General features: G+C 38.9%; 11 protein-coding genes and 1 pseudogene. 8 read left to right on the top strand and 4 right to left on the bottom strand.

The window, feature by feature from the left end; all coding sequences use genetic code 11:
* Window positions 1-4 precede the first annotated feature (4 nt).
* Both ahcY and metF read left to right on the top strand, forming a co-directional pair.
* Entirely contained in the window at window positions 5-1,402 is a 1,398-nt protein-coding gene (gene ahcY, locus BQ4443_RS06175; protein WP_023952254.1) for an adenosylhomocysteinase, read from the top strand.
* A 2-nt stretch (window positions 1,403-1,404) separates the two neighbouring features.
* The gene (gene metF, locus BQ4443_RS06180) at window positions 1,405-2,241 is read left to right on the top strand and encodes a methylenetetrahydrofolate reductase [NAD(P)H] (RefSeq protein WP_071058386.1); all 837 of its coding nucleotides are present in this window, start codon (window positions 1,405-1,407) and stop codon (window positions 2,239-2,241) included.
* Window positions 2,242-2,356: 115 nt separating this feature from the next.
* On the opposite strand, the gene BQ4443_RS06185 is transcribed toward metF, so the two are convergent.
* Window positions 2,357-2,941, bottom strand: a complete 585-nt coding sequence (locus BQ4443_RS06185; protein ID WP_023952256.1) for a 5-formyltetrahydrofolate cyclo-ligase — start codon at window positions 2,939-2,941, stop codon at window positions 2,357-2,359.
* A gap of 70 nt (window positions 2,942-3,011) precedes the next feature.
* Between BQ4443_RS06185 and BQ4443_RS06190 the strand changes: the two genes are divergently transcribed.
* Both BQ4443_RS06190 and BQ4443_RS06195 read left to right on the top strand, forming a co-directional pair.
* Window positions 3,012-5,030 (top strand): lytic transglycosylase domain-containing protein, encoded by a 2,019-nt coding sequence (locus BQ4443_RS06190; protein ID WP_176752456.1) that lies wholly within the window; start codon window positions 3,012-3,014, stop codon window positions 5,028-5,030.
* On the top strand, window positions 5,027-6,202 hold the full coding sequence (locus BQ4443_RS06195) for a tRNA nucleotidyltransferase/poly(A) polymerase-related protein (protein ID WP_071058388.1): 1,176 nt from the start codon (window positions 5,027-5,029) through the stop codon (window positions 6,200-6,202). The genes BQ4443_RS06190 and BQ4443_RS06195 overlap by 4 nt, the downstream gene beginning before the upstream one ends.
* Window positions 6,203-6,232: 30 nt before the next feature.
* On the opposite strand, the gene BQ4443_RS06200 is transcribed toward BQ4443_RS06195, so the two are convergent.
* From BQ4443_RS06200 to BQ4443_RS06210, 3 genes are all read right to left on the bottom strand, one after another.
* The gene (locus BQ4443_RS06200; protein ID WP_256330924.1) at window positions 6,233-7,396 is read right to left on the bottom strand and encodes a class I SAM-dependent methyltransferase; all 1,164 of its coding nucleotides are present in this window, start codon (window positions 7,394-7,396) and stop codon (window positions 6,233-6,235) included.
* A gap of 2 nt (window positions 7,397-7,398) precedes the next feature.
* On the bottom strand, window positions 7,399-9,246 hold the full coding sequence (locus BQ4443_RS12160; protein ID WP_083331885.1) for a DEAD/DEAH box helicase: 1,848 nt from the start codon (window positions 9,244-9,246) through the stop codon (window positions 7,399-7,401).
* A 261-nt stretch (window positions 9,247-9,507) separates the two neighbouring features.
* Window positions 9,508-11,994 (bottom strand): GDYXXLXY domain-containing protein, encoded by a 2,487-nt coding sequence (locus BQ4443_RS06210; protein ID WP_071058390.1) that lies wholly within the window; start codon window positions 11,992-11,994, stop codon window positions 9,508-9,510.
* 528 nt (window positions 11,995-12,522) lie between these two features.
* On the opposite strand from BQ4443_RS06210, the pseudogene BQ4443_RS06215 reads away from it, so the two are divergent.
* The 4 genes and pseudogenes from BQ4443_RS06215 (at window position 12,523) to BQ4443_RS06230 (ending at window position 18,049) form a co-directional block, all read left to right on the top strand.
* A pseudogene (locus BQ4443_RS06215) lies at window positions 12,523-13,175 on the top strand (IS1595 family transposase).
* A 226-nt stretch (window positions 13,176-13,401) separates the two neighbouring features.
* Complete coding sequence (locus BQ4443_RS06220) at window positions 13,402-14,619, top strand: TolC family protein (RefSeq protein ID WP_176752457.1); 1,218 nt, start codon at window positions 13,402-13,404, stop codon at window positions 14,617-14,619.
* A 9-nt stretch (window positions 14,620-14,628) separates the two neighbouring features.
* On the top strand, window positions 14,629-16,809 hold the full coding sequence (locus BQ4443_RS06225; protein WP_071058392.1) for a type I secretion system permease/ATPase: 2,181 nt from the start codon (window positions 14,629-14,631) through the stop codon (window positions 16,807-16,809).
* A complete protein-coding gene (locus tag BQ4443_RS06230) occupies window positions 16,799-18,049 on the top strand; it encodes an HlyD family type I secretion periplasmic adaptor subunit (protein WP_218118035.1) in 1,251 nt (416 codons plus the stop codon). Before BQ4443_RS06225 ends, BQ4443_RS06230 begins: the two co-directional genes overlap by 11 nt.
* The last annotated feature ends 1 nt before the right edge of the window (window position 18,050 follow it).

Here is an 18,050-nt window from a genome sequence, read left to right on the forward strand (position 1 = left end):
AAAGATGAGTCAAGTTGATTATAAAATCGCTGATATTGGTCTAGCTGATTGGGGCCGCAAAGAATTGGCTATTGCCGAAACAGAAATGCCGGGTTTAATGGCGACAAGAGAAGAGTTTGCTGCATCACAACCACTTAAAGGTGCTCGTATTGCAGGTAGTTTGCATATGACGATTCAAACAGGTGTCTTGATTGAAACCTTAGTTGCATTAGGTGCAGAAGTACGTTGGGCATCGTGCAATATTTTTTCTACACAAGACCACGCAGCCGCTGCTATTGCCGCTAGAGGAATACCCGTGTTTGCTGTTAAAGGTGAAACATTAGAAGAGTATTGGCAATATACGCATAAAATCTTTGAATGGCCTGGTGAGCAAGCTAATATGATTTTAGATGACGGTGGTGATGCCACAACATTACTACATCTAGGTGCTAAGGCAGAAAAAGATAGCAGTGTGTTAGCAAATCCAAGTAGTGAAGAAGAAAAAGTATTATTCGCCGCTATTAAAGAAAAACTTGCTCAAGATCCTACATGGTATTCTACGCGTTTAGCTTGCATTAAAGGCGTGACTGAGGAAACAACAACAGGTGTTCATCGTCTCTATCAAATGTCACAAAAAGGTGAGTTACGTATTCCAGCTATCAATGTAAACGACTCTGTGACTAAATCTAAATTTGATAATTTATATGGATGTCGTGAATCATTAGTTGATGGCATTAAACGCGCTACAGACGTTATGGTTGCCGGTAAAGTAGCTGTTGTGGTAGGTTTTGGTGATGTAGGTAAAGGTTGTGCGCAAGCGTTAGCTGCTTTACGCGCCCAAGTGTGGGTATGTGAAGTAGACCCAATTTGTGCATTACAAGCGTCAATGGAAGGATACAAGGTTGTGACAATGGATGAAGCGGCGGGTCTAGCAGATATCTTTGTCACGGCGACTGGGAATTATCATGTTATTCAACGTTCTCATATGGAAAAAATGAAGAACGAGGCTATTGTATGTAATATTGGTCACTTTGATAATGAAATTGATGTGGCTGCTCTTGAAGACTTACAATGGGAAGAAATTAAACCACAAGTAGATCATGTGATTTTCCCTGACGGTAAACGTATTATTCTGTTAGCAAAAGGTCGTTTAGTAAATTTAGGTTGTGCTACTGGCCATCCATCGTTTGTAATGTCAGCATCATTTACTAACCAGACTATTGCCCAAATTGAATTATTTACACGTGGTGAAAATTATCAAGCAGGCAAAGTTTATGTATTACCTAAACACCTAGATGAAAAAGTCGCTCGTCTACATTTGAAAAAATTAGGTGTGCAGTTAACGACCTTAACACAGCAACAAGCTGATTATATTGGTGTTTCTGTTGAGGGACCTTTTAAACCTGATCATTATCGTTATTAATTATGAGTAGAGAGCATTTTTTTAGTTTAGAGTTTTTTCCTCCGAGAGATGAGGAGTCAGCACAACGGTTACAAAAGACCACACAAGAAATACTCGTTATGAAACCGGGGTTTATTAGTGTGACTTTTGGTGCGGGTGGCTCTACTCAAGAGGGATCTATAGAGACGGTTAAAATGTTGCAAGCACAAGGCGTGGAAGCTGTTCCTCATCTTTCTTGCATTGGTAATCGTCCTGAGCAAATTTTGGCTATTCTTGAGCAATTTAAACAGATGGGTGTCAATCGTATTGTTGCATTACGTGGCGATTTACCCTCTGGTATGGGGTTGTTAGAGAATGGATTACGTCATGCGAGTGATTTAGTTGCATTGATTAGAGAGCATTATGGTGACCATTTCTTTATTGAGGTGGCAGCATATCCAGAAATGCATCCTCAAGCAGAGTCGCCAACAGCCGATTTGGAAAACTTTATAACTAAAGTAAATGCTGGTGCAAATAGTGCGATAACTCAGTACTTTTTTAATCCAGACGCCTATTTTGAGTTCGCAGATAGGGTACAAGCTAAGGGGATTCATATTCCTATTGTGCCAGGGATTATGCCAATTTATAATTTTTCCCAGCTTAGTCGTTTTTCACAAATGTGTGGTGCAGAAATCCCTCGTTGGATTCGTTTAAGATTGGCTGAATTTGGGGATGATAAGGCATCAATTCGTGCTTTTGGCATTGATGTAATTTCGCAGTTATGTCAAACATTGATTGATAATGGTGCACCAGGCTTGCATTTTTATACACTTAATCAATCTGCAACTACCTTAGCAATTTGGGAAAATTTAGAGTTCTAAGAGGTGACTTTTTGACGAGAAATTGGAAAAATCTGCGCGCCATACCTATAAATGATTATTAAAGGTTTGCCAGCAAAATAAGGGCTCAACTCATAAGAGGTGAGCTCTTTGTTGTTTATGTAAATATAAATGATGGAGTTAAGATTATATCTAGCGTCTGGTCATGTGGTGCAGCTTGGTAGTCCTTATTGTCAATCAGCCCCTCATCCCAAGAGATACCAATGCAGAAGGGTGAGTAACCTTGTTGACGCCATAACGCTATCGTACGATCGTAATAGCCTTTGCCGTAGCCGAGACGATCTTTTGTTTTGGTAAATCCTAATACAGGCGTTAAAACAAGGCCAGGAGCATCTGTAAATAATGTTGATTGATTCGGTTCAGGGATATTAAAAAAACCGGTTTTAAATTCAGTATTTGAGGACCAAGCAAAAAAAGTTAACGGGCTGTCTTTTTCCTTAATACTAGGTAAGCCAATGCGATACCCTAACTTATCTAATGAGGTTAACAAAGGACGAATATCCATTTCATCCCCAATTGGCCAAAAAGCCGCGATCCATTTATGGGGAGGGATATGCTGTTGGATGATAGACAAAGCTTTAGCGCAAAGAGTATCACTATCCTGTTGTCGTTTAGGAATCGTTAAGGCTTTTCGTTTTTCCTTAAGTATCTGACGTAAACGGCTATAATCAGTAAATGTCATAAAGATTTTGTATTCAATAAAAGGTCACGTTATTAAGACTGTACACTACTTTAGGTTGCCCATGAAAAAAATGAGATTAACTTTTTTAAGTATAAGTTTATTCGCTCTTACACTCACGGCGTGTTCTTCTACTGCGCAGAGTAATAAAATTATTCATTCCAGTCCTGAAGAAGCAGAGATTGAGCAAAGTGCGGTAACCTCCAAACCTCGAGTTGAGTATGCTCCTCTAAAAACGGTAGATATGGCGGCAAGACAAAGCGTTGTTTCAGCTTATGATGCCATGCGAATGCGGCAATGGGATGCCTTGCCTGGATATGCTTATTCGGCTCAAAATGATCATGAGTTAGGCAACTATCCGATGTATTGGTACTTGCGCCAACAATTGACAAGTTCACAAGGCTTTTTACCAACAACAGAGTTGAAGAAATTCATTAAGGATAATCCACGAACTTATGTTGCCGATCGTTTAAAAGCAGAATGGATCATAGCAGCGGTTAAGCAAGGGGATTATAGGACCGCATCGACATTGGGTCCTGTGCATATTAATAATAGTCAGGCTATTTGCGCCTATAATCAGGCGTTAGCCGCTAGTGGACAACATGTAGATAGTACCAAAGTTATTAGGGTTATCAAGGGAAATGAGCGTTGTGCAGAAATGGTTGGGGCATTGTATCGCTCAGGGCAATTGAGTAAGTCTCGTTTAACTGACTTGTTTCGTGATGCGGTCGAATATGACAACAAGTTTATGGCGAAAAAGTATGCAGGGTTTTTGTTTGATGGAACAGACTTTATGCAATATCAAGCGATTATAGTAAACCCAATGCAATGGCTGGCTACGCAATCTGGCACAGCGGGATCTCCTCAACAAGCTGAGTTACGAGCGATTGCTTTTAGTCGCTTAGCCCGTCAAGATCGGAATATGGGTATTACTATATTGGAGAATAGAGGGCCTGAATTATTAAGTGCTAAAGATTTACAATGGGCATACTCTCAATTTGCGCTTGTTGCTGTGCTTAATCAGGAAGTAAGAGCTGATGCCTGGTATCGCTTAGCGAAAGATAGTCGATTAAGTGATTATAATTCTGCATGGCGTACACGTGCAGCTTTACGGCAGAGTCCGATTGACTGGAAATGGGTTGAGAAAAGTATTGATTTGATGAATCCAGAACAAAAGAAAGAGACAGCATGGATATATTGGAAGGCTAAAGCACTCCAACAGCAGGGAAAATCATCACAGGCGACAGAATTATATCGATTACTACAGGAACAACATGATTTCTATGGTCAGCTAGCACAAGAAGAATTGACAGGCAAAATTGTTATTCCTCCACAGGCCGCACCGGTTACAGATAAAGAGCTAGCACATATTAAACAAAATACAGGCTTACAAAGAGCCGTGGCATTATTTAGGCTTGGCTGGCGAGCAGAGGCAGTACCAGAATGGTCTTATGCGATTGATGGTTTAAAAGATAGGGATTTATTAGCAGCAGCAGCTTGGGCAGAGCAAGAGCAGATATTTGATCGAGTGATCAATACATCCTTACTAACAAAAAAAGAAATTAATTTTGCGCAACGTTATATTGCTCCATTTAATGGTCGTGTGGGACAACAAGCAAGGCAAGTAGGAATTGATCCCTCATGGGTATATGGCTTGATTCGTCAAGAATCACGTTTTGTACAAGTCGCTCGTTCTGGTGTTGGTGCATCAGGTTTAATGCAAGTTATGCCAGGTACAGCAAGCTTAGTGGCTAAACAAATTGGTATGTATGATTTTTCACCTAGTAAAGTCAATGAATTTGAAACGAATGCGATTTTAGGAACGAATTATTTACGTATTATGCTGGAAAAACTAGGAGGGAATGAAATTTTGGCAACAGCAGGTTATAACGCGGGTCCTAACCGTGCTGTTCGTTGGAGAGATAATCTTACGCAAAGAATGGATGGCGCTATTTTTGCAGAAACTATTCCTTTTACGGAAACCAGACTCTATGTTAAACATGTCCTATCCAATGCTGTTTGGTACGATATGTTGCTAAACGGTAAAACTAGTAGTTCATTGAAAAAACGCTTGGGTATGGTTACGCCATGATAGAATCGACGCTAGCCTTTACGCCTGATTCGTTCACTCAGGGATTGTCTATCTATTGTGTTGGTGGAGCTGTTAGGGATGCTTTACTACAATTGCCCCCTGGTGATAAAGATTGGGTTGTTGTAGGTGCTACGCCAGAACAGATGACGGCTAGGGGATTTATTGCCGTAGGTGGAGATTTTCCTGTATTTTTACATCCTAAGACTAAACAGGAATTTGCCTTAGCGAGAACAGAGCGCAAAACGGCTAAAGGTTATCAAGGGTTTACTTTTTATACGGGTACAGATGTTACGCTAGCTGAAGATTTAAAAAGACGAGACTTCACTATTAATGCGATGGCTAGTGATACACAGGGGGTGATTTATGATCCGTATCATGGGCTAGATGATTTAAGGTTAAAGATTTTTCGTCATGTAGGGGATGCCTTTAGTGAGGATCCTGTACGTTTATTAAGATTAGGGCGGTTTTTAACACGTTTTACTGATTTCACTGTTGCACCAGAAACGATGCAGTTATGTCGTGATATGGTGACTAGTGGGGAAGTTGATGCTTTGGTAGCAGAGCGCGTTTGGAAAGAAATATCACGTGCTTTGATGCAAACTAAACCCAGCCGATGTTTTGACTTACTGCAAGAGATTGGTGCCTTAGAGAGGGTGCTTCCTTTTCTTTGTTGGACTGAAACACTTAGCCAGCAATTAGACCATGCTGCTCTATTGGGGTTTGACTTATCGCAACGGTATGCTTTATTGGGATTAGCAGCAGCAGATAGTGAAGCTATGGCTAAACATTTGCGGGTGGCTAGAGAGCAAGGGGATTATGCACGTTATTTGCAAGTGGCATTACAACAGTTAAACCATATCTCAGAAATCTCTCTTGTATGGGAATTCCCTTTGTCACCGGTACTTGCTGAAGCAGTAGTTGATTTTGTAGAAATAATGGATGGTATTCGTAAGAGTGATCGATTGTTAGCGTTAATTCAAGTCAGTTTGTTGGTGGTAGGGGTTCCATTAGGACATGAGCGTGAACAAGAGAGTATGTGGTTCTGGGAAGAGATAGTTCAACGTCTTAAATCAGTACCAGCAGGCGAGATTGCAAAACAGCAAGCAGGCAATGTTACTTTAATTAAAAAAATGGTGAGAGAGGCTAGAGAGCAGGTTTTACAGATGCCTTGAATTTGATTAATACCATTTTGAAGAACATAATTAAAGGGTATAACGTCTATCAGCGTAACTAAAGCCTATAGGATCAATATCTAGCTGTTTGCCTAGTAACATCACTTTAAATAATTCGCCCATTTCTGCTTCGGATAATAACTTTTGTACAGGACCGATTTCTTTGGCATAGTGATGTACATCATCGGGGTTGAGCTGAGATAATTGCTGCAATATGCCACAATTCATTAAAAAACGCGCTTGACTAGTGTAACCCAACACTTCAAGGTTGCCTTCTAATGCAGCGTCTGCCATAGCGGTGAAATCTATATGAGCGGTAATATCTTGTAGTCCCGGATAAATTAATGGGTTGCTATGAGCATGGTGTTGTAAATGGCACATCAAGGTTCCTTGATGGCGTTGTGGGTGGTAGTATTCCTGACGAGGAAATCCATAGTCGATTAATAAAATACCACCTTTATTCAAGCACCTACCTAATTCTTTTATCCAGCTTTCAGCTCGCAAGTTAATCTCTGTGCGATAGCCTGAGAGGGTTGGCATACGCTGTGAAAATAGTTGCTGTAATTCGTTTGATGCAGGATGTAAAACATAGTGGATGTTCGATACATCATCCAGAGAAATAAAGACTTCTTGTAAATCGCCTTGAGCATTCCACTCTAGTAATTTTACGGGCATAGCATCCATCACTTCATTGGCTATGATGCAACCTGAAAATGATGGCGGTAATTGATCTAGCCATTTAACTTGATTAGAAAATTTTGCCAAGGTTTGTTGTTGTCGTTGTTTTAAATCAGCAGATAATTCAAGTATAAAATAGTTAATAGTTGAATTATTTAATGTTTCAAGCATATCAAATGCTAGTTTGCCACTACCTGCACCAAACTCTAAAATGCATTGGCTATCACTGGCAGCAAGCACTTGTTCGACTTGCTTGGCTAGTGTTCTACCATACCAGTGGCTTAGCTCTGGTGCGGTAGTGAAGTCCCCGATTAATTTTTCTGTCGGTGTATTGGTGCCACTGAGTTTAGCCAATCCTCCCGTGTAATAGCCCCAGCCGGGGCTATATAATACCGTATCCATCCAGTTTTCAAAAGATAACTCTTTTTTATTGTGCAATGAGTCAGTAATATATTGAAGGAATTGCTGACTATGTGCTATAGCATCTGGTGCAGGTCTAGGAAAATTAGCACTCATATTTACGCCCATTTATGACGAGAAGATGTCTTACGTTTAGTTGCCGATGTGGTTTTTGCCTTACTTGCTCGGCTTATTGTACGAGTACTTGATGAACCTTTTTCCGTACGAGTAGAGGGACGACCTTTTTTAGCTATTGAACTTGTTTCGGAAGTAGAGCGTGTTCTTGATGTTGGTGTTTTCTTCGCACGTCCTTCTGATTTATTATCACGATTATATTTGGCTTTGTTACTTCTAGCGCCTCGTTCAAAGTCAGCAAATTTAGGTTGGTCTTTTGATAGGTTTTTTTTAATTTGTCTGGCTTCTTTTTCGCTAATCACTTCAAAGTCACCCTCAAAAAAATCCTCTACAAAGTCTAAACGACTAATAGGACGCTCCTGACTCTTGCGAGATTTATTTGGTTTACTAAACGGATTCGCATTGTCAATAGACGCTTCAAAAGTATTCTCTTTGCCACGAGATGAGATTGACTTTCTAGTCGCTTTACGTTCGTAACGAGACTCTTGAGTCTCCTCATGATAAACAGGATGAGCATTACTGTCCTTATCGCTTGAACGGTGCTTATCGCTTGTTAAGCCTTTGCGACGCGCAAATCCATCACGAGCCTTCTCTTTTTCACGATTCGTTTGACGATCCTTACCTGAGCGAGCATTTGCAGAACGACTAGAGCCTCCACGAGCTTTGCTATCTTTTGTTTTGATAGGTTTTGGTGTTGGCTCTAAACCAGGAATAACATCAGTTTCAATCGTCTGACCAATAAATTGCTCAATACGGCGAACCTTAAATCGTTCGCTGTGTGTGGCAAGTGTAAATGCTAAGCCATTGCGTCCTGCACGACCAGTACGACCAATACGATGGACATAGTCCTCTGGCTGCATAGGTAAGTCGTAGTTGATAGCATGCGTAATTCCTTGAATATCAATGCCTCGAGCAGCCACATCGGTTGCCACTAGGATTTGGATACGACCTCTTTGCAAAAGGTTAAGTGTGCGAGTACGTTGACGTTGATTCATATCGCCATGCAATGCGGCAGCGGCAAAACCCTCATCCTCTAAACGTTCAGCTAAATCATCTGCCCCACGTTTAGTAGATGTAAAGATAATCGCTTGTTCTAAATCAGCATCACGTAATAAAAAGTCTAATAAACGGAATTTATGTCCTTGATCATCTGCATAGAAGAGCGTTTGCTTAATGTTCTCATGTTTATTTTTTTGATCGGCAATGGAAATGCGTTGAGGTTCGTTAAGCATTTCTTCGGCTAGTTTTGCGACTGAGCCTTCAAATGTGGCCGAAAACATTAGTGTTTGACGGTTGCTTGGTGTTTGTGCCACAATATTTTCGATATCGTCAATAAAGCCCATATCGAGCATACGATCTGCCTCATCCAAGACTAAGCTATGAATTTTATTAAGGTTGACTCGTTTGGCTTGCAAATGGTCAATGAGACGTCCAGGGGTAGCAACCAGAATATCTACACGTCGGGATAATGCTTTAATTTGTGCACCATAAGGCATTCCACCTACCACAGTGGCAATACGTAAATCTTTAAGACCGTCACTATATGTTTTTGCTGCTTCAGCCACTTGCAATGCTAATTCACGAGTAGGCGTTAAAACAAGCATTTGTACGCTAGGATGCTTATCCTTTGTTTTTTGCATCGCCATTTTGTGTAAAGCAGGCAACATAAACGCGGCCGTTTTACCACTACCTGTTTGGGCGGTGACAATTAAGTCATGACCTTCAAGTGCCATAGGAATGGCAGAAGATTGAACTTTTGTTGGTTGAGAAAAGCCTGCTTTTTTTAAAGCAGAAAGTAATACGGGGGCTAAGCCCAATGTGTCAAATGACATGGCTATATTGTTCCTATAAGTCGGTCACCGTGCCGACCAGAACAACCAATTACCGCATGTATTTAGGACGGTAAGGCCAAGAAGGTAGGAGCGATGAAAATCATAATAAAGACGACAAGCTTAACCTATATAGATTGTGAAGTAAAGAAAAATATTTAAAAATCAATAATTTATGTTGTTTTGGGGTGAATTTAACCGTAAATGGAGGGTATTCATCTTTGTGCATAAGAGGTAGGCTTGAAGAATAACGTGAGTAAAAAATTATAATGGTGTCAGATTTTCATCTAATAATTGTTTTAATACAGCATTTCCGTTTTTATCTACTTTGAATTCGCCATATTCTGCTTGCGCAAAATGTTCAGCTTTACCTTCTGCAAAAAAGTATTGGTGACTTGGGAAGTGGTGTCTACCATTATAATCGCGTTTTACTTTCATCACTAAGTTTGGATGGCAATGAGCGAAGTGTTTTGGGTAACTGGATGAGATTGAACAAGTATGAGCTATTCCTTTGTCATCAAGCGTGAACAGGAAATAAGATGTCTCGTATTGATGCCAGAAAGAGGGGGCGTAAGTCAGTTCTTCGGTAGAAGAAACAGTGAGCTCTTCATAATTCAGTTCCATATAGTCGCCTTGCATTAATGAACGAGGATCAGTAGGAGAAAGTTTAAAAATTAAGGACTGACCATTGTTGAGAATATTTTCATGGCGATTAATAGCATAATTAGCTATTCCTAATGTTAAACATAGCGTTGCGATATAGCCAATTTTTGACCAAGCAGGTAGAGAGAAAGAGGGGAGGCTTAATGGTTTAGGTGATGAATGATGGCGAGTAACTGTAAGGATGAGTAAGAAGGGGATACCTAACCCGAGTAACAAATAAGACTTGTAAATAAGTGCTGTATCAAGGTTGTAGTAAAAGCAGGAAAGTAGAACTAACATAGCCGTAATAGCTAGCCATAATAGCCCACTTCTTGTTAATGGGAAGGCCAATAAAATGATACAAGCACATAAGTTCATACGAGGGCTTAGAATCCAGAGAACGCCAAAAAGCAGTGCCAATGTGATGGAGAGTAAACGGGTACCTATACTTAATCCTTTAGTTATGTAGAGCATCGTAAACGCAGGAGCCAAGGACATTAAGTACAGCGGAAGTCTATTTAAATAATAAGCCAACGGTTGATTATCGGAGAATATAAATAAATCACCAGTGATATGATGAAAAAAATTATGGTCATTGTCGCTAAAGCCATAACTTGTCACGTTAATATTATGAATAATGTCTTGGATAGGTGAGGTAATAAAGCTATAAAAAATCAGACCTAGAAATACAGCATAACTTTGAACACTTGGTTTTTTTACGGTATAAACGCCACTGACCAGAGTCAGTAGAAGAGGATTAAATAAAACTAAGAAAAGGCTGCTAGTGAAAAGGTTAGATTGATAAAGAAACATCATTGGATTAGCGATGCCGTCATAAAATAGGAACAGCATCATATTTATGCATAAAAGCCGAATCCATAGAACATCAATACGAATAAAGGTGAACACAGATAACAGAATATAAAAAAATAAGCGAATATTCTCTGGGCTAATGAGTATTGAGAATCCTTCAGCGTACAAATCTGGCGTTAGGCTTAAGGGACTAAATTGAGTTTGGGATAAGAGATATTCTGATAGAAAGAGTCCAAGGGAAAGAGTAATGAGTACTTGTGAAAATAGTGTTTTAATTAATGATGATTGATGTTGGTATAAGAAAAAACCACAAAGGTATAAGCCGATAGCAGGAATGACAAATCGCACAGTATCGCTAGAAGAGATAAAATATAATATCCCTCCGACAAATGGTATAAAAGCAATTGACATTAAGATAACAAATAACGATTGTATTGCCCAATGTATATCTTGATCTTGTTGCTGATTATGGAAATAATGGAGGAGATAAAAAATACCAGCAATGCACATTATGATGAGTAGGCAGCTGAGTAAGAGTAGTGACTCACCATCAAAATCAATATTAAAATGATTGAGGATTGAGGTAAGTAAAGTGGCAAAAATGGTTAATATCGCTATCGTGGAAATAACGACATCTTTAAGAATCTTTGTATAAAAAAATAATAGTACACATGACAGTCCGATAATCAAACTATGCATAGCGACAGATTCTAATATATAAATGCTTCCACATAGCACAATAAAAGAACTAATTCGTTGCGTTAATCGCCATTGGGTGTCTGCAGTAAAATGCCGTAAAACTTCACTAACAGTCAGAAAAAATAGTCCAATGATTAGTAGAGAAATACCTATCAACGATGAGATGTACTGTTGATAAAAGAGTAAAGATAAGGTACTCGTAATGATTAATAAAGACAGGTTGAAAGGGTTAGGTACAGTAACTATAAGAGGTATTTGTAGTAGTGACCAGATAGCAAATAATTCCCAAGCATTGGCGCCTGTTTGATAAATTTGTCCGATAAGTGCGAATAAGCCACCAATGATGACAACACTTAAAAAAGCAACACCCTGACTGCCAGAGAACCATTGTTTTTTATAGAGAAAAAAACTCATAATGACGCACAGGAAAAATAAACCCTGAGTGCCATAAAGTTTTTGACTATTGCTTAACACTGACCAATTAGCCGCTATCCATGTAATTATTCCAGATGAAGCAAAACCTACACCCATTAATAATGTAATGAAAGAGAGATGAGTTTTAAGTGAAGTAAAGAGGTGAGGTGCGAATCTGTGCATGGACAACCTTTAGAGGATAGTGCGCTAATGGTTAACAGAAAGAATTTTGGTGCTAAACTAATATTAGCATGAAAGGAAGAGTTGCTAAACAGAGAAATATTTTATCCCAAATTTCATAGAATAATGTCTTTTAGTGCTTTCCCATGGCATCTATGAAATGAATGATATTCGTCGTCAGTAGCGAAGTTCCTCCAAAAGTGCTTAATCGTTCTCGTAGGTATGTTCTCACTGTAGACAAGAGAGAGCATTAAAAATTTTAACTTAAGAAAAAGCATACTTCAAAAGAAGTATGCTTCAGGCTGTCTATAAAGTTGCACTTTCGGCGTGCAGGTATTTTATAATGAATCCTAATAGCTTGATTTTTTTGTGATTTCATATAAAAACCTGCACGTCAAAATCAACTATAAGAGTTTGTCAACAAGAAAAAGCATACTTCAAAAGAAGTATGCTTTTTGTTTTAGGAAATTAAATAGTGAGTAAATTTATTTAGGGGCTGACGTAGATTAGCACATATGATATACTGCAAATATGAAGCTAACTCGTTGTAAATTAAGTAAAAAATTACAGTTAAAACTGCTTGAGTTTTTTGTTGCAGAAGTTACTGCTAGAACATCGGCAGATTTGCTTGGTGTTCAGTACAATACAGCCATATTGTTTTACCATAAAATCAGACTTGTGATAGAATATCATCTTGCCCAAGAAGCCAAAGAACTCTTTGATGGCGAGATAGAACTTGATGAAAGTTATTTTGGCGGTATCCGTAAGGGCAAGCGTGGTCGTGGTGCTGCTGGCAAAACTGCTGTATTCGGTCTTTTAAAGCGAAATGGCAAAGTTTATACCGCCTGTGTTAAAGACACCAAAACCGATACGCTGATGCCTAGTATTACAAGCAAAATCAAGCCTGATAGTATTGTTTATACAGACTGCTACAAAAGCTATAATGCTCTTGATGTGAGTGATTTTAAGCATTTTAGAATTAACCATTCCAAAGAATTTGCAAAAGACTCTAATCACATCAACGGTATCGAAAACTTTTGGAATCAAGCAAACGAGTGCTTAGAAAGTACAACGGCATTAACAAGAAACATTTTCATCTTTTTATCAAAGAATGTGAGTTTCGCTTTAACTACGGCACACCATCTCAAAAGCTTAAAACATTGAGAAAATGGTGTGGGATTTAAATCTTATCTACGTCAGCCCCAAAATCAAAAAAGACAAGAAATGTTACAATTAAGCTAAACAAAATAGAATGAACTTCAGCTTTATAACTGTTAAGGGGGAAAATAGTGATAGATTCATTTCTTTTATTATATAATAAAAATGAATATGAAGTGCGATTAGGCGATTGATTTGATTTTTAAGTTGGTTTTAATGAAAAAATACAAAATGTTACTGTTAGGGTTTGTTATGATTGTTACTAGTATAGTTAGTAATGATGTCAATGCGATGACCTTGCCAGATGTATTACAGTTTGCCTTACGCCAAGACCCTAGGCTACTTGAGGCAAAAGCAGAGCAAGATGCGGCAAGTCAAAATCGTAAATCCTCGGAAAGTATGCATTATCCGACTGTTTCCTTGGTTTCATCACGTGTACTCACTCAATATCATCAATATGAATCAGACTATCGACGTAAAACAGATATTGGGGTACAAAGTAAATTAAATTTATATGCGTGGGGAGGAATTGAGTCGTCCATTACTAGAGATAAAGAAAAAGAACGATTTGCCTATTACAAGTTTTTTGAAACGCGAGAAGAATTAGGTAGTACGATTGCTAATCTTTATCTAAAAGCGATTTATTTCAAAGAGTCTTTATTTATCGCTCAAGCTAATTTGCGCAGACATCAACTTTTTTTAGATCACTTAAGAGTTGTCGCAAAATATGATAGAGGCCGTCAATCAGAGTTTGCTCAAGTTGAATCACGCTATTTAAATGCAGAGTCGACGATTTTGGATTTGGAGCGTCATTTGCAAACAACCTTAAGCAGGCTGAATTTATATACCCCGCGCAAACTTCAAGAAAAAGATCTTAAAGACCCTTTTTCTAAACAAACAGCCGAGGACTTTTTCAGAAAATATGATAAGTCAAATAGAGATATGCACCCCAGTCTTTTAGCGCAACAAGCAGAAGTGAATAGTGCGAAAGCCGATATTGAGGTTGCTGATGCTGCGACCAAACCACAATTAAATCTTGAAGGCACAGCGACACGTCATAATCGTGAGATTGCTGTTACATTTTCATGGGATCTGTTTAATCGTCCCGCACATTACAATACGCAACATGCTAATGCTAAATTTTATTCGGTTACCGCTCGTAAAGATCAACTTGAACGAGATATCAATGAGCGTTATGAAACAGCAAAAATAGAAATGGTTAATAGTCAGAAAAGAGCAGCTACTTCTAAGCGTCATGCAAGTGTGCAAACGGATGTTGCCAAAAATTATGCAGAGCAATTTAAGGTGTCTAGACGCTCTCTCCTTGAAGTGCTAGATGCTTATGCTGATTTGTCTCGCATTGAGCATGCCTATGTTGATGCAAGACATGAGTTTAGGACAGCCACTATTGCATACCTGTTAGCACAAGCTAAGATTGCGAGCTGGGCAGGGTTTGCAGAAAACCTATAAAACATAACTATGAACAGTATTCTTAAGCATTTATCTATCGCCACCCATATACTGGGAACGCCTATTTCCGAAGCGGCTTTGTCTGCAAATGTAAATCGTAATAGCCAATTAGATATTAATTATTCTTCGTTACAAGCGGTTTTGCAAAGTTATGGTTTTGAAAACACACTTTCTAGACGCTTGCTGCTTGAAATCCCTTCTTTATCAACACCTGTTGTGGTACTGCTGCAAAATGAAGAAGCTGCTGTTATCGAAAAAATTGAAGGATTGGGAGATAAACGAACCTACATAGTTCATCAAGGGGGGGCGCCAGTTCAACGATTATCACATGCTCAGTTAGAGCAACTATATATAGGTTATTGTTGGTTTATCAAACCTAAAATAACCATAGATAATCGATCAGAATTACCTGAATATACGCTACCTAAAGCATGGTTTTGGAAAGTATTGTGGCGTTTTAAAAGCTATTATTTTCAGGTGTTGCTAAGCTCTGTTTTGATTAATATACTGGCATTGATGAGCTCTCTCTATATTATGAATGTGTATGATAGAGTTATTCCAAATCAAGCGTATCAAACGCTTTGGGTGCTAACTATAGGCGTTTTTTTAGCCATTAGCTTTGAGTTTGTTGCTAAGCAAATAAGGGCGTTTTTATTGGATGTAGCAGGAAAAAAAGCTGACTTAATTATTAGTTCTGCTCTGTTTCGTCGAGTGATGTCTCTTAGGATGACTGAAAAGCCAGTCTCATCAGGGTCATATGCAAATAATTTAAGGGATTTTGAGTCTGTCAGAGAGTTTATGACTAGTGCAGGTGTTTTGGGGCTTGTGGATTTGCCATTTATTCTTTTATTTATTGTAGTGATTGCTATTGTAGGAGGGAAGCTTGCGTTGGTACCATTGGTTATTATTCCGATAGTAACGATAATGGGATTTGCGATTCAACCCTTCTTAGCCAAATATACCTTAGCCTCTATGAAAGAAGGATCTCAACGTCAAGGATTAGCTGTGGAGGCAATTGAAGGGATAGAAACATTGAAAGCAAATAATGCATCTAGTTGGGCACAAAGTCATTGGGATAGTTTTACCTCGACAACAGCATATTATGGCATGAAGGTCAAAACTATTAGTAGTTTAATGACTAATTTTACTATAGCTATGCAACAACTAAATACAGTAGGTTTGGTATTATTAGGTGCTTATTTAATGAATGCTGAAGATGTTGCTGATCGCATTAGTATGGGGGCGATCATTGCTTCAGTGATATTATCAGGGCGTGCATTAGCGCCTTTAGGGCAAATTGCAGGATTGGCAATTCGTTTTCAACAAGCGAGAAATGCACTTATCGCTATCAATAGTATTGTTGAGCGACCAATAGAGCGAGAATCAAATCGGAATTATCTGTCATTAGAGCATGTTAATGGTGCTATACAGTTTAATAATGTAACTTTTAGATATGAAACGGATCGCTCTGAGTCTAATCCGATGGTATTACAAGGTTTAAATCTTTTTATCAGACCTGGAGAAAAGGTTGGAATATTGGGGCGTATTGGCAGTGGCAAGAGCACATTATTGAAATTAGCCTCTGGGTTATATCAACCGCAAGAGGGATTAGTCACATTAGATGGTGTGGATTTAAAACAGTTAGATCCTAATTTTGTTAGAAATGAAATTGCTTTTTTAAATCAGTCCCCTCGCCTATTCTTAGGTACATTGCGGGAGAATTTGTCATTGGCACGAACTGATGGCTATTCTACAGACCAAGAGTTACTTATGGCCTTAAATCGTTTTAACCTACTACCATTGATTCAACGACATCCACGAGGACTAGATATGGTTTTAGGAGAAGATGGTGCAGGTCTATCTGGAGGACAAAAACAAATCATTGCGCTTGCTAGACTTACCTTACGTCATCCTAGTATTGTTCTTTTAGATGAGCCAACTGCCAGTTTGGATGAAATGACAGAAATGCAAGCGCTGAATGGCTTGGCTCAATGGACTAAAGATAAAACGCTGATTGTCGTGACGCATCGCAAACGAGTGTTAAATTTGGTGAGTCGTTTAATTGTGATTGATCGCGGACGCGTTATTTTAGATGGTCCACGTGATGAGGTGTTAAGACAAATTACTGATAACAAACCACAGAGCAGTACTAATACTAGACCTATTATTAAGGAGGGGAATGATGAGTAATTTTCAGCATGACCAGCCTATGAGTGAAAAAGTTAACAAGCGTGATTTGAGACTATTAAATGACTTAAATGCAGCGTTACAAACAGAACAACATACGGGCTACTTTCTGACAATAATGCTCTTTTCTGTATTTTTAGTGGCTTTTATCGTGTGGGCATATTTTAGTCCACTTGAGGAGGTTTCTAGAGGTGAGGGACGTATTATTCCAAGCAGCCGAGAACAGATAGTACAAAGTTTGGATCCGGGAACAATACTCGTTATGCATGTAAAGGAGGGAGATCTTGTCGAAAAAGGACAAGTATTACTTGAACTGGATGATACGCGTAGCTCTGCCATTTTACGTGAAAGTATGGCAAAAGTTCATAATCTTGAGGCTATGATTGCTCGATTGCGAGCTGAAGCTTATCAACAGCCTATTAGTTTTCCTGATGGCATTGAGCAGGAGCTTATTGATCGCGAAACGGCAGCCTATAAAACACGATTAAATGCAATGACAGAAGCCGTAAAGGGGTTTCGTGCAAGTAAATCGTTGTTAGATAAGGAAATTAGTATAACTAAACCGATGGTTGAGCGAGGTGTTGTCTCTCAGGTTGAGTTATTGCGAATGCAACGACAATCTGCAGATTTACAAAATCAAATTTCTGAGCGGCAACATAAATATACAACAGAGGCGAGTAATGAGCTTGTCAAAATTGAGTCTGAATTAGCTCAAGCCCGTGAGAATATGGTTATGCGAGCTGATCCTGTTGAACGGTCAAAAATTCGAGCACCACTTAAAGGTATTGTTAAGAATATTCGCATCAATACAATAGGTGGTGTTGTGTCAGCAGGGCAAGATATTCTTGAAATTGTTCCTGTTGATGAAACCTTATTGGTAGAGGCTTATATACGACCTAATGATGTTGCCTTTATATATCCAGGTCAAGAAGCGATAGTTAAGATAAGTGCCTACGATTATGCTATCTATGGAGGGTTGAGTGGTGAGGTAGCCTTAATCAGTCCGGATACTTTGGTGGATGAAAAGATGAATCGTAGTGAGTTGAAACTGAACAATAATGCGGTGTATTATCGTGTGATAATTAAAACCAAGGAAAGCGTACTTACTGATAAGCATGGGAAACCTATGCCCATTATTCCAGGGATGGTGGCTAGTGTTGATATTAAAACAGGAGAAAAAACAGTTTTTGAATATCTGACAAAACCAGTTACACGTCTTAAACAAGCACTAAGAGAGCGATAAA

It is taken from the genome of Pelistega sp. MC2, from assembly GCF_900099475.1.
Lineage (GTDB): Bacteria > Pseudomonadota > Gammaproteobacteria > Burkholderiales > Burkholderiaceae_B > Taylorella > Taylorella indica.